A 13,377-nucleotide genomic window follows, 5' to 3' on the forward strand; every position below is an offset into this window, starting at 1 on the left:
GGGTCGGCATCGACCGGTAGTGTTCGGCATTGCCGAACAGCGGCAGCGACGTCGCGAGTCGGCGCTCGAAGGGGACGGAGGCAGTACGGCGATGGCACGGAACATCCAGTCGCTCGAACGGGCGGCAGCGATGCTGCGCCTGCTCGCGGGCGGCGAGCGACGGCTCGGCCTCTCGGACATCGCCTCCTCGCTGGGCCTCGCCAAAGGCACCGCCCACGGCATCCTGCGCACCCTCCAGCAGGAGGGGTTCGTGGAGCAGGACGAGGCCTCCGGCCGCTACCAGCTGGGCGCGGAGCTGTTGCGTCTGGGCACCACCTATCTGGACGTGCACGAGCTGCGCGCCCGCGCCCTGGTGTGGACGGACGACCTGGCCCGCTCCAGCGGGGAGAGCGTCCATCTCGGGGTGCTGCACCAGCAGGGCGTGCTGATCGTGCACCACGTCTTCCGGCCCGACGACAGCCGGCAGGTGCTGGAGATCGGCGCCATGCAGCCGCTGCACTCCACGGCCCTGGGCAAGGTGCTGGCGGCCTACGACCCGGTCGCGCACAGCGAGGCCCTGGAGGCCGACCGCAAGGCGTTCACCGACCGCACGGTGTGCGGCGTCGAGGCCTTCGAGGAAATCCTCGACCTCACCCGCGCGCGGGGCTACGCGGCGGACGTGGAGGAGACCTGGGAGGGCGTGGCCTCGCTCGCCGCGCCCATCCACGACCGGCGGCGCATGCCGGTCGGGGCGGTCGGCATCACGGGCGCGGTGGAGCGGCTGCGCAAGGACGGGGAGCTGCGGCCCGAGCTGATCGCGGCGGTGCGGGACTGCGCCCGCGCGGTGTCGCGGGACCTGGGCGCCGGACGCTTCTGAGCGGGCCGGACGCGCGCCGGACACGGACACACAGCACCCGGACGCCTGCGGGCGGGCCGGGGCACACGCATGCGCCCGTACGAAGACGGGCAACAACCGGTCCGGCACGGCAAGCCTGGCGATCAGTAACGATCGCACTTTTCGACAACCGAGACTCTTGACGCATCTCCGGTGCCGGGCAAGACTCCCGTCCATCGGTCGGCATTGTCGAACACCTACCGGCAATACGCGCTAGAGTGGGACAACGCCAAGGGCCGGCAACGCTCTCACCCTGAGGGCGCCAATCCCCGGAGGGACCCGGGGGTCGGCATCCCTGGACGAAGGACAAAGGAGTCGCGGGTGTCCAGCTCCGACATCTTCATCGGCGAGACCATCGGTACCGCCATACTCATCCTGCTCGGCGGCGGTGTGTGCGCCGCCGTGACGCTCAAGGCCTCCAAGGCCCGTAACGCCGGCTGGCTCGCCATCGCCTTCGGCTGGGGCTTCGCCGTCATGACGGCGGTCTACATATCGGGGCCGCTCTCCGGCGCCCATCTGAACCCGGCCGTGACCTTCGCGCTCGCCATCAAGGACGGCGAGTGGGCCAACGTTCCGACCTACTTCGCCGCGCAGATCCTCGGCGCGATGATCGGCGCCACGCTGGTGTGGCTCGCCTACTACGGCCAGTTCCACGCCCACCTCACCGACAAGGAGATCGTCGGTGGCCCGGGCGCCCAGACGACGTCCGCCAAGGCCGTCGAGGCACAGGAGAAGGGCGCCGGCCCGGTGCTCGGCGTCTTCTCCACGGGTCCGGAGATCCGGCACACGGTGCAGAACCTCGCCACGGAGATCATCGGCACCTTCGTGCTGCTGCTCGCCGTCCTCACGCAGGGCCTGAACGACGCGGGCAACGGCCTCGGCGTCCTCGGCGGTCTCATCACCGCGCTCGTCGTGGTCTCGATCGGCCTGTCGCTGGGCGGCCCGACGGGGTACGCCATCAACCCCGCCCGTGACCTCGGCCCCCGTATCGTCCACGCCCTGCTGCCGCTGCCCAACAAGGGCGGCTCCGACTGGTCGTACGCCTGGGTCCCGGTGGCCGGTCCGCTGATCGGTGGCGCCATCGCGGCCGGCGTCTACAACATCGCCTTCGCGTAGACGGCCCGACCGGCTTCGACCGCGATCGTTGTAGAAGCGCCGTACCCACTGCCCCGTAACCAAGGAACGTTCAGGAGCACACCGTGACCGACGCCCACACCGCCGGCCCGTTCATCGCCGCGATCGACCAGGGCACCACCTCTTCCCGCTGCATCGTCTTCGACCGCGACGGGCGCATCGTCTCCGTCGACCAGAAGGAGCACGAGCAGATCTTCCCCAAGCCCGGCTGGGTGGAGCACGACGCCACCGAGATCTGGGAGAACGTCCAGGAGGTGGTCGCCGGCGCAGTCGCCAAGGCCGGCATCACCCGGGACGACATCAAGGCCATCGGCATCACCAACCAGCGCGAGACCACCGTGCTGTGGGACAAGAACACCGGCGAGCCGGTCCACAACGCGATCGTCTGGCAGGACACCCGCACCGACGCCCTCTGCCGTGAGCTGGGCCGCAACGTCGGCCAGGACCGCTTCCGCCGCGAGACCGGCCTGCCCCTGGCCTCCTACTTCGCCGGTCCCAAGGCGCGCTGGCTGCTCGACAACGTCGAGGGTCTGAAGGAGCGTGCGGAGGCGGGCGACATTCTTTTCGGCACCATGGACACATGGGTCATCTGGAACCTCACGGGCGGAACGGACGGCGGCCGGCACGTCACCGACGTCACCAACGCCTCCCGCACCATGCTGATGAACCTGCACACCATGCAGTGGGACGCGAAGATCGCCGAGTCGATCGGCGTCCCGACGCCGATGCTGCCCGAGATCCGCTCCTCCGCCGAGGTCTACGGCGAGATCAAGGGCGGCAAGCTGGGCGACCTGCTCGGCGGCATCCCGGTCGCCTCGGCGCTCGGCGACCAGCAGGCGGCGCTGTTCGGCCAGACCTGCTTCGCCGAGGGCGAGACCAAGTCGACCTACGGCACCGGCACCTTCATGGTGATGAACACCGGCGACAAGCTGATCAACTCCTACAGCGGCCTGCTCACCACGGTCGGCTACAAGATCGGCGACCAGGACACGGTCTACGCCCTGGAGGGCTCGATCGCCGTCACCGGTTCACTGGTGCAGTGGATGCGGGACCAGATGGGCCTGATCTCCACCGCCGCCGAGATCGAGACCCTGGCGCTGTCCGTCGAGGACAACGGCGGCGCCTACTTTGTGCCGGCCTTCTCCGGCCTGTTCGCCCCGTACTGGCGCTCCGACGCCCGGGGTGTGATCGCCGGCCTCACCCGGTACGTGACCAAGGCGCACCTCGCGCGCGCCGTCCTGGAGGCCACCGCCTGGCAGACGCGCGAGATCGCCGACGCCATGACGAAGGACTCCGGCGTGGAGCTCACCGCCCTCAAGGTCGACGGCGGCATGACCTCCAACAACCTGCTGATGCAGACGCTCTCGGACTTCCTGGACGCCCCCGTGGTGCGCCCGATGGTCGCCGAGACCACCTGCCTCGGCGCCGCCTACGCCGCCGGCCTGGCCGTCGGCTTCTGGAACAGCACCGACGACCTGCGCGCCAACTGGCGCAGGGCCGCCGAGTGGACCCCCCGCATGGACGCGGACACCCGCGACCGTGAGTACAAGAGCTGGCTCAAGGCCGTCGAGCGGACCATGGGCTGGCTCGAGGACGAGGAGTAGAACCGCCATGACCACCCAAGCCACCCTGCAGTCCGTGCCTGCCCTGGGGACGCACCCGGCGTCCGGCCCGAACCCGAGCCGTGCCGAGACCCGGGAGCAGCTCTCCAAGGCGTCGTACGACCTCCTCGTCATCGGCGGCGGCATCCTGGGCATCTCCACTGCCTGGCACGCCGCGCAGTCCGGTCTCAGGGTGGCTCTGGTGGACGCCGGTGACTTCGCCGGAGCCACCTCCTCCGCCTCCTCCAAGCTGCTCCACGGCGGTCTGCGCTACCTGCAGACCGGCGCGGTGAGGCTGGTGGCGGAGAACCACTTCGAGCGCCGTGCGGTCTCCCGTCAGGTGGCCCCCCACCTGGCGAACCCGCTCACGTTCTACCTCCCCGTGTACAAGGGCGGGCCGCACGGCGCGGCGAAGCTCGGGGCCGGTGTGTTCGCCTACTCGGCGCTGTCGGCGTTCGGCGACGGCGTCGGTCACCTGCTGTCGCCGGCGAAGGCCGCGCAGGACGTGCCGGAGCTGCGCACCGAGAACCTCAAGGCCGTGGCCGTGTACGGCGACGACCAGATGAACGACGCGCGCATGGCGCTGATGACGGTCCGCGCGGCGGCCGACTCCGGCGCGGTCGTCCTCAACCACGCCGAGGTGACGGGCCTGCGCTTCACCAAGGGCCGGGTCACCGGCGCCGAGCTGCGGGACCGTCTCTCCGGCGACGAGTTCGGCGTCGACGCGCGGCTGGTGCTCAACGCGACCGGCCCGTGGGTGGACCACCTGCGCCGCATGGAGGACCCGGACGCGGCCCCGTCGATCCGCCTGTCGAAGGGCGCGCACCTGGTCCTGAAGCGGACCTCCCCGTGGAAGGCCGCGCTCGCCACGCCGATCGACAAGTACCGGATCACCTTCGCCCTCCCCTGGGAGGACATGCTGCTGCTCGGCACCACTGACGAGGAGTACGAGGGCGACCCGGCGGACGTCGCGGTGAACGAGAAGGACATCGCGCAGATACTCGACGAGGCCGCGTTCTCCGTCCGCGACCAGCAGCTCGACCGTGACCTGATCACGTACTCCTTCGCCGGTCTGCGGGTGCTGCCGGGCGGCCCCGGCAGTACGGCCAAGGCGAAGCGGGAGACGGTGGTCACCGAGGGCAAGGGCGGGATGCTGTCCGTCGCGGGCGGCAAGTGGACGACGTTCCGTCACATCGGCCGCACGGTGATGCGCAAGCTCCAGGAGCTGCCCGGTCACCCGCTGGGCGAGGACTTCGAGCCGGTCGGCGCCCTGCCGAAGAAGCTTCCGCTGCCCGGTGTGGCCAACCCGCGCGCCGTCGCCCACCGCCTGCTGGTGGACGGCCCGGCGCCCGGCCCTCGCATGGCGGCGGACACCGCCCGGCACCTGGCCACCCACTACGGGTCGCTGGCCTTCGACATCGCTCGCCTGGCGAACGAGGACCCGGCGCTGGCCCGGCGCGTCCACCCGGACGCCCCGGAGATCTGGGCACAGGTCGTGTGGGCCCGGGACCACGAGTGGGCCGAGACGGCGGACGACGTGCTGCGCCGCCGCACCACCCTGACCATCCGCGGGCTGGCCACGGACGAGGTCCGGGCGGACGTGCAGGAGCTGCTCGGGAAGAAGTGACCGCGCCCGCGCCGGCTCCCCCGCACGGGAGCCGGCGCGCGGTGAGGGGCGGCCCGCGCCGACGGGGCCGCCCCTCACCGCGTTCCGCGGTCCGCGGCGCGGGGTGTTTCCCGGAGCCGTGCGGGGCAGTGATGGGGCACTCCCCTTGTGCGGGGAGCTGCGGGAGCCTTCGCGGACACGCCGTAAGGTTGGTGCGTACGCGAGGGCACGTCGGAAGGAGGCGCTGGGTGATCGAGCTCGAGGGGGTTCCCGAGCTGATCGACCCGGTCATGGTGGCCGCGTTCGAGGGCTGGAACGACGCCGGTGACGCCGCATCCACCGCGGTCGCGCATCTGGACAGGGAGTGGAAGGGCGAGGTGTTCGCGGCGCTCGACGCCGAGGACTACTACGACTTCCAGGTCAACCGCCCCACGGTGTTCCTGGAGAACGGCGTGCGGAAGATCACCTGGCCGACGACGCGACTGTCGGTGGTGCGGGTGGGCGGCGAGAAACCGCGCGATCTGGTGCTGGTGCGCGGCATCGAACCGTCCATGCGCTGGCGCTCGTTCTGCAACGAGATCCTCGGTTTCGCGCACGAGCTGGGCGTGGAGCTGGTGGTGGTGCTGGGCGCGCTGCTCGGTGACACCCCGCACACCCGTCCGGTCCCGATCAGCGGGACCACGTCCGACCCGGACCTGGCCCGCCGCATGGACCTCGAGGAGACCAAGTACGAGGGGCCCACGGGCATCGTCGGCATCCTCCAGGAGGCGTGCACGCACGCGGGCGTGCCCGCGGTGTCGCTGTGGGCGGCGGTCCCGCACTACGTGTCGCAGCCGCCCAACCCGAAGGCCACGCTGGCGCTGCTGAACCGGCTCGAGGACCTGATCGACGTGCGGATCCCGCTGGGCGAGCTGCCCGAGGACGCGCGCGCCTGGCAGGTGGGCGTGGACCAGCTGGCCGCGGAGGACAGCGAGGTCGCCGAGTACGTGCAGACGCTGGAGGAGGCGCGGGACACCGCCGAGCTGCCGGAGGCGTCCGGTGAGGCGATCGCCCGGGAGTTCGAGCGGTATCTGCGGCGGCGGGACGGGGCGTCGGGGCCGCCGGGCGGTCACGCCACCGCCGACGGCTCGGAGGGGCCGTCCTACCGGCGTGACGGGCCGGGCGGGCGGTCGCGGCCGCCCAAGTCGCCCCGGCAGGAGGACGGCGACGAGTCGCCGGACGACTGAGGAGACGCAGCGAGGGGCGCCCCGTTCCTTGAACGGGGCGCCCCTTCGCGCTGTCTCGCCGTTGTGCGGCGGGTGCGGCGCCGCTGTGGTTGCTCGCGCAGTTCCCCGCGCCCCTTGAGAGGCGCTTCCCTACAGGGCGACTCCCAGCAGGGCGTCCACCGCGCGGGAGACGACGCCGGGGGCGCCGGTGTCGGTGCCTCCGGTCTGCTCCTGGAGGACGGTCCAGCGGTCGACGGCGGCGAGCGCGGCCGGGGCGTTCAGGTCGTCCGCGAGGGCGTCGCGGATCTCCTCGACGAGCGCCTCGGCGGGCGGGCCGTCGGGGCGGGAGACCGCGGCGCGCCAGTGGTCGAGGCGGGTCACGGCGTCCTGGAGGACCTGGTCGGTCCACTCCCAGTCGGAGCGGTAGTGGTGGGCGAGGAGCGCCAGGCGGATCGCCGCCGGGTCGACGCCCTCGCGCCGCAGCTGGGAGACGAAGACCAGGTTGCCCTTGGACTTGGACATCTTCTCGCCGTGCAGGGCGACCATGCCGGCGTGCACGTAGGCCTTGGCCATCGGGTACTCGCCGGTGAGTACCTGGGCGTGCGAGGCGCCCATCTCGTGGTGCGGGAAGACCAGGTCGGAGCCGCCGCCCTGGATGTCGAAGGTCATGCCGAGGTGGTCGAGGGCGATGGCCACGCACTCGATGTGCCAGCCGGGCCGGCCGCGGCCGAGCGAGCCGCCGTCCCAGCTCGGCTCGCCCGCGCGGGCGGCCGTCCAGAGCATCGGGTCGACGGGGTTCTTCTTGCCCGGGCGGTCCGGGTCGCCGCCGCGTTCGGCGGACAGCATCCGCATGGCGGCCGCGTCCAGGTGCGAGACCTGGCCGAAGTTCCGGTCGGACTCGACGGAGAAGTAGATGTCGCCGTCGATCTCGTAGGTGGCGCCGAGCTCACGGAGCCGCTCGACGATCGGGACGATGCCGGGTATGGCCTCGACCGCGCCTATGTAGTGCCGGGGCGGCAGCATCCGCAGGGCCGTCATGTCCTCGCGGAACAGGGCGGTCTCCTGCTCGGCGAGCGCGGTCCAGTCGATGCCGTCGCGCTCGGCCCGCTCCAGCAGCGGGTCGTCGACGTCGGTGACGTTCTGGACGTAGTGAACCTGCCGCTTGTTGTCGAGCCACACGCGCTGCACCAGGTCGAACGCGTTGTAGGTCGCCGCGTGTCCGATGTGGGTGGCGTCGTAGGGCGTGATGCCGCAGACGTAGAGACGGGCGACCGGACCGGGGTCGAGGGTGACCGTACCGTCGGTCGCGGTGTCGTGGATCCTCAGATCGCGGCCCTGACCGGGCAGGGCGGGGACTTCGGAAGCGGGCCAGGCATGCATGTCATGAGCCTAACCGGACCGCAGTTCCGGATACGAACCGGAGCGGGCCGTATGGCCGGGAAGGCGTTCTTGCGTGTCGCCGCTCCGTGTGCGTCACCGGCCTCCGTCACGGTCAGACCGGCGGCCAGGGGATGGGGGGCCAGCCGGTGCCCGGTTCCGGATGGGTGCCGGAGGCGAGCAGGGCGTCCACGCGGGCGCGGGTGGCGTCGATCTCCGCGGGGGTGATCAGCGGGGTCAGGGCCGCGGTGAGGAGCCCGGAGGGCGCGAGGGCGTCCCTGAGGCGCTTGAGGACGTCCAGGGCCTCCTCGGGCAGGGGTTCCCCCGCCCAGCCCCACAGGAGTGTGCGCAGCTTGTTCTCGGTGTTGAAGGTGACCCCGTGGTCGATGCCGTAGAGGCGGCCGTCGGCCGTGGGCAGCAGGTGCCCGCCCTTGCGGTCGGCGTTGTTGATCACCGCGTCGAGCACGGAGAGGCGGCGCAGCCGGTCGTCGTCGGCGTGCACGAGCAGCGCGGTGCGGCCCTCGCCGACCTCGGCGAAACCGATCGCCTTCCAGCCCGGCTCCGGCTCCTCGCCGTCCACCAGGGCGAGCAGTTCGGCGCCGGGTCCGGTCTCGATCCACAGCTGGCACATGCCCTCGCCGTACGGCCCGTCGCGCAGCACCGTGGGCGGCACCAGGTCCCAGCCGGTCGCCCGGGACACCTCGTACGCGGCGGCCTCACGCCCGGCCAGGGTGCCGTCGGGGAAGTCCCACAGGGGCCGCTCCCCCGCGACAGGTTTGTAGACGCAGGCTGCCTCGCGGTCCTCGTGGGTGACGGTGCAGTACAGCGCGGCGTTCGACGCCTCGCGGATGCGTCCGCGCACGGTCAGCTCGCCACGGACGAGCAGCTCGGCCGCGGCCGGGTCGGTGGCGGTCACGCTCCGCGGCGGTATCCGTTCTGGCGCGGACATACGTGTCCTTCCGGGTCGAGCGGGAGGCTGCACAGCGGGCACGGCGGCCGCCCCGCGTTGACGACGTCCAGGGCGCGCTTGGCGAAGGCCCGCGCCTGTGCCCCGGTGAGCATGACGCGGAGCATCGGCGGGCCGTTCTCCTCGTCCTGGAGCAGCCGCTCCTCCGCCTCGGCGAGGTCCTCGTCGGAGTCGGCGTCCAGCTCGACGAGGGCCTGCGCCTCCACGATCATGCGCTGCTCCTCGCCGTCCCAGGCGAGCGCCATGGTGCCGACGCGGAACTCCTCCTCCACGGGGGTGTCCAGCGGCGCGGTGTCGTGGATCTCGGTCGGCGCCATCGCGGGCACCGCCGCGCTGCCGCCGCTGCGGCGCACCACCTCGTCGAGCAGTTCGTCCATCCGTTCGGCGAGCGCCGCGACCTGGGTCTTCTCCAGGGCCACGCTGGTCACCCGGGAGCCGGCTGAGGCCTGGAGGAAGAACGTACGGCGCCCTGGCAGTCCGACCGTGCCGGCCACGAAACGTTCCGGTTGGTCGTAGAGGAACACCTGACGGGACACGTCCTGTCTCCATTGAGAGTCGGGGAACGGGCGGTGGGTGGGCCGCAGCGCAACCCTGCGGTCGCTTCACCCTACTGCGGGGAACGATCACGGTGCGCCCGCGTCGCCCCCCACCGTGGCGTCGCCGGCCTGCGGCTCCTCGCGCGGCGCCAGGGACGCGAAGTCGCCGGTGTCGCCGAGCCGGAGGAGAAAGGGGCGCAGCCGGGTGTAACGGATCGCGGTGATGGAACACGGTTCCACGGAGATCCGCTGGAAGAGGTCGAGATGAAGTCCGAGGGCGTCAGCCACCAGGGACTTGATGATGTCGCCGTGCGAGCACATCAGGTACACGGCGTCGGGTCCGTGGTCGCGCTCCACGCGCGCGTTCCACTCGCGCACCGCCTCGGCGGCGCGCGTCTGCATGGCACGCATGGACTCCCCGCCGGGGAAGGCCGCGGCGGACGGGTGCGCCTGCACGACCTCCATGAGCGGCTCGTCCTTGAGCTCGGCGAGCTTGCGTCCGGTCCAGTCGCCGTAGTGGCACTCGCCGACGCGTTCGTCGGTGTGGTGGGTGAGGCCGGGGCGGGCCTGGAGCAGCGGGGCGACGGTCTCCCGGCAGCGGTCGAGCGGGCTGGTGACGACCTCGGCCAGCGGCAGCGGGGCCAGCCGTCCGGGCAGGGCGGCGGCCTGTGCGGCGCCGCGGTCGTCGAGGTGCACGCCGGGCGTCCAGCCGGCGAGCAGTCCCTCGGTGTTGGCGGTGGATCGTCCGTGCCGGACCAGGAGCAACGTGGGCATGCCGCCCAGGGTAGGCGTACGGACGTACGCGGGAACCGGGGCATGAGGACGGCAGCGGAACGGATACGGGACGGCAGACCGGCTGCCGGGACGGGAGGACACGCTTCGTGATCGTCGACTGTGGCGTCTACCGGGAGGGGCACAGGTCGGAGGGGTCCCAGGACTTCTCCGACGCGTTGGAGCAGGCACGGTCGGCGGGAGGTTTCGTCTGGATCGGGCTGCACGAGCCGACGGCCGAGGAGTTCGACCTGGTCGCGCGGGAGTTCGGGCTGCATCCGCTGGCCGTGGAGGACGCCCTCAAGGCGCATCAGCGGCCCAAGCTGGAGGTGTACGACGACTCGGTCTTCGTGGTCCTGAAGCCGGTGGTGTACGAGCCGGACAGCGACACGGTGTCGTCCGGCGAGATCATGATCTTCCTCGGCGACTCGTTCGCCGTGAGCGTACGGCACGGGCGGGGCGCACCGCTGGAAGCGGTACGGGAACGGCTGGAACGGGAGCCGGAGCTCCAGCGGGAGGGGGCCACGGCGGTGCTGTACGCGGTCGCCGACGCCGTGGTCGACCACTACCTGGAGGTGGCGACCGAGCTGCAGACCGACTTGGAGGAGCTGGAGACGGAGGTCTTCACCCCCGACGCGGGCGGCTCGCGGCACACGGCGTCGCGGATCTACGGCTTCAAGCGGCAGATCCTGGAGTTCCGCCGGGCGACGGTGCCGCTGACCGCGCCCATGGCCCGGCTGGCGGGGACCGGCGCGCCGGCGCCGCGGGTGCCGTTCGTGGAGGAGGGCGCGCAGCCGTACTTCCGTGACGTCCACGACCACCTCACCCGCGTCAACGAGTCGGTGGAGGGCCTGGACCGGCTGGTGTCGGACGTGCTGTCGGCACATCTGGCGCAGGTCGGCGTCCAGCAGAACGACGACATGCGCAAGATCTCCGCGTGGGCGGCGATGGCCGTGGTCCCCACGATGATCGCGGGGATCTACGGCATGAACTTCGAGCACATGCCCGAACTGCACTGGACGTGGTCGTACCCGGTGGTGATCGCGCTGATGGCCGCGCTCGAGGTGGTGCTGTTCCGCACGTTCAAACGCCGGGGGTGGCTGTAGCGGGCGAGGGGGTCAGGCCGCCTCCGGCTCCGGGGTGGCGGGGCCGCCCAGCGCGTCGCGCCGCTCGGGCATCCGCAGCGAGACCATCCGGCGCCGGCCGCCGAGGCGTTCGTACAGGTACACGGCGTGGATGCCGGCCGCGAGCAGCGCCGCCTTGGGCTTCGGCCAGCCGAGGATACGGCCCATGTGGGCCATCACGGCGAGGCTGACGTCGCGGTAGACGCGGATCTCGGCGAGCGCGCACTCGCGCAGGGTGCGCTGGATGACGCGGCCGTGTCCGGCGTAGGCGAAGCGGAGCAGTTCCTCGTGGCAGTAGGCGAGGTGGTTGTCCTCGTCGTCGGAGATCATCCTCACCGCGCGGCCGAGGTCGGGGTGGTCGGCGAAGTGCTTGCGCAACAGCTCCATCTGCTCGGAGGCGCGCTGCTCGGTGACCCGGCTGTGGGCGAGGTAGGTGACGATGTCCTGGACGGTCAGGGGCTCGTCGCGCTTGAGCTTGTCGTGGGCCAGGCCGATGCCGTTCCGCTCCAGCAGCATCGTGTAGTCGGTCTCCGGGGGCACCGGGACGGGGTCCAGACCGCGCTTCTTGAGCAGTGCGTTGAAGATACGGCCGTGCTTGTCCTCGTCGGCGCCGTGCCGGGTGATCTTGGGGGCGAGGTCGCGCTGGCTCTCGGGCACGAGCGCCGCGATGCGGGCGTTCTCCCAGCCGCCCTGGGACTCGCCGCTGGCCGCGATCGAGCAGAACAGCGCGAAGGACTCGTCGTGGTCGAGGATCTCCTGGAACAGGCTCTTCGCCGACAGCATGGGGCCCACCTCTCCGCGGCGTCCGCGGTTCCGCGGTCCGCATGTCCTCAGTCGTCGCAAAGAAGGAGTCAAATGCGGCTCGGCACGTGCGGCAACAGGTGCGGCGGACAACTCCGCCAATTGGCGTACGTGCCGGGCGGCGGGCGGGTGACCCGGACGCGCGCGTGCGGGGGTCCGGGCGCTGGGGTGGGGCGCGCGCGGGGAGCCGTAACCCTGTCGGGGCGCGGGCGTTGTTGTGGGTGACGGCCGTGGCGGGGTCGACCCCCGAGCCCCCACCACGGCCGCAGGACCTGGCCGCCGCCGCGGGGGACGCGGCGGCGGCCGGACGGGTCAGGCCAGGCCCGCGCGCTCCAGGGCCTCGACGCCCGCGCGCAGCGAGGCCAGCCGCTCGTCGAGGGTGAAGCCGGCGGGCGCGAGGGTGAGGGTGGTGACCCCGGCGGCCGCGTAGGCCTTCATGCGGTCGGCGATGCGGTCGACCGAGCCGAGCAGGGTGGTGCGGTCGATCAGGTCGTGCGGGACGGCGGCGGCCGCGCCCTGCTTGTCGCCGGACAGGTACTTGTCCTGGATCTCGGCGGCCTCCCGCTCGTACCCCATCCGCTGGGCGAGCTGGTTGTAGAAGTTCTGCTTGCGGCTGCCCATGCCGCCGACGTACAGCGCCGTGTAGGGGCGGAAGGTGTCGGCGAGGGTGGCCACGTCCTTGTCGTCGCCCACGGCGAGCGGGACGGTCGGGCAGACGTCGAAGCCGTCGAGCGTCTTGCCGGCCTTCTCGCGGCCCGCGCGGATGTGCTTGACGGCCGTGTCCTCCAGGTGGTCGGCGGAGGGGAAGATCAGCAGGGCGCCGTCGGCGATCTCACCGGTCTGCTCGAGGTTCTTCGGACCGATCGCGGCGATGTACAGCGGGATGTGCTCGCGCTGCGGGTGCACGGTGAGCTTGAGGGGCTTGCCCGGGCCGCCGGGGAGGGGCAGGGTCCAGTGCTCGCCCTCGAAGGAGAGGCGCTCGCGGGTCATCGCCCTGCGGATGATCTCGACGTACTCGCGGGTGCGGGCGAGCGGCTTGTCGAACTTGACGCCGTACCAGCCCTCGGAGACCTGGGGCCCGGAGACGCCGAGGCCGAGGCGGAAACGGCCCTCGGAGAGCGAGTCGAGGGTGGCCGCGGTCATCGCGGTCATGGCCGGCTGGCGCGCCGGGATCTGGAAGATGGCCGAGCCGACGTCGATGCGCTCGGTGCGGGCGGCGACGAAGGCGAGGACGGTGGCGGCGTCGGAGCCGTAGGCCTCGGCGGCCCAGCAGACCGCGTAGCCGAGGCGGTCCGCCTCCTGGGCCACGGCGAGGTTGTCCGCGTCCATTCCGGCGCCCCAGTAGCCGAGGTTGATCCCTAGCTGCATGGCCGTCTCCCCT

At 71.8% G+C, this 13,377-nt stretch carries 12 protein-coding genes; 6 read left to right on the plus strand and 6 right to left on the minus strand.

Translation table 11 applies throughout. The annotated features are described in order from the left end of the window. Positions 1-91 precede the first annotated feature (91 nt). The 5 genes from MTR79_RS23215 to MTR79_RS23235 all read left to right on the plus strand — a co-directional run bounded on the left by MTR79_RS23215 (position 92) and on the right by MTR79_RS23235 (position 6,441). The gene (locus MTR79_RS23215; RefSeq protein ID WP_048459058.1) at positions 92-856 is read left to right on the plus strand and encodes an IclR family transcriptional regulator; all 765 of its coding nucleotides are present in this window, start codon (positions 92-94) and stop codon (positions 854-856) included. Between the two features lie 339 nt (positions 857-1,195). Continuing rightward, the gene (locus MTR79_RS23220; RefSeq protein ID WP_048459059.1) at positions 1,196-1,990 is read left to right on the plus strand and encodes an MIP/aquaporin family protein; all 795 of its coding nucleotides are present in this window, start codon (positions 1,196-1,198) and stop codon (positions 1,988-1,990) included. 83 nt (positions 1,991-2,073) lie between these two features. Continuing rightward, complete coding sequence (glpK, locus tag MTR79_RS23225) at positions 2,074-3,612, plus strand: glycerol kinase GlpK (RefSeq protein WP_048459060.1); 1,539 nt, start codon at positions 2,074-2,076, stop codon at positions 3,610-3,612. Between the two features lie 7 nt (positions 3,613-3,619). Then, on the plus strand, positions 3,620-5,236 hold the full coding sequence (locus MTR79_RS23230; RefSeq protein WP_086704663.1) for a glycerol-3-phosphate dehydrogenase/oxidase: 1,617 nt from the start codon (positions 3,620-3,622) through the stop codon (positions 5,234-5,236). A 227-nt stretch (positions 5,237-5,463) separates the two neighbouring features. Further along, complete coding sequence (locus MTR79_RS23235) at positions 5,464-6,441, plus strand: PAC2 family protein (RefSeq protein ID WP_048459062.1); 978 nt, start codon at positions 5,464-5,466, stop codon at positions 6,439-6,441. 129 nt (positions 6,442-6,570) lie between these two features. Here the strand turns inward: MTR79_RS23235 and mshC are convergent, their stop codons facing one another. The 4 genes from mshC to MTR79_RS23255 form a co-directional block, all read right to left on the minus strand. Further along, positions 6,571-7,800: a cysteine--1-D-myo-inosityl 2-amino-2-deoxy-alpha-D-glucopyranoside ligase gene (gene mshC / locus MTR79_RS23240; protein ID WP_048459063.1), complete on the minus strand. Its 1,230-nt coding sequence runs from the start codon at positions 7,798-7,800 to the stop codon at positions 6,571-6,573. Positions 7,801-7,912: 112 nt separating this feature from the next. Next, complete coding sequence (locus MTR79_RS23245; RefSeq protein ID WP_244791902.1) at positions 7,913-8,746, minus strand: SCO1664 family protein; 834 nt, start codon at positions 8,744-8,746, stop codon at positions 7,913-7,915. Further along, entirely contained in the window at positions 8,710-9,300 is a 591-nt protein-coding gene (locus tag MTR79_RS23250; RefSeq protein ID WP_048459065.1) for a DUF3090 domain-containing protein, read from the minus strand. Before MTR79_RS23250 ends, MTR79_RS23245 begins: the two co-directional genes overlap by 37 nt. Positions 9,301-9,387: 87 nt before the next feature. Next, complete coding sequence (locus MTR79_RS23255; RefSeq protein WP_048459066.1) at positions 9,388-10,074, minus strand: histidine phosphatase family protein; 687 nt, start codon at positions 10,072-10,074, stop codon at positions 9,388-9,390. Between the two features lie 107 nt (positions 10,075-10,181). Here MTR79_RS23255 and corA point away from each other — a divergent pair, with 107 nt between their 5' ends. Further along, positions 10,182-11,177 carry a magnesium/cobalt transporter CorA gene (corA, locus tag MTR79_RS23260; protein ID WP_048459067.1) on the plus strand — a complete coding sequence of 332 codons (996 nt, stop codon included), beginning with the start codon at positions 10,182-10,184 and terminating at the stop codon, positions 11,175-11,177. A gap of 12 nt (positions 11,178-11,189) precedes the next feature. On the opposite strand, the gene MTR79_RS23265 is transcribed toward corA, so the two are convergent. After that, positions 11,190-11,978 carry a ferritin-like domain-containing protein gene (locus tag MTR79_RS23265; protein ID WP_189365965.1) on the minus strand — a complete coding sequence of 263 codons (789 nt, stop codon included), beginning with the start codon at positions 11,976-11,978 and terminating at the stop codon, positions 11,190-11,192. Between the two features lie 330 nt (positions 11,979-12,308). Continuing rightward, on the minus strand, positions 12,309-13,364 hold the full coding sequence (locus MTR79_RS23270) for an LLM class F420-dependent oxidoreductase (RefSeq protein WP_048459069.1): 1,056 nt from the start codon (positions 13,362-13,364) through the stop codon (positions 12,309-12,311). Between the last annotated feature and the right edge of the window lie 13 nt (positions 13,365-13,377).

It is taken from the genome of Streptomyces sp. BJ20 (assembly GCF_022869105.1).
Lineage (GTDB): Bacteria > Actinomycetota > Actinomycetes > Streptomycetales > Streptomycetaceae > Streptomyces > Streptomyces griseoincarnatus.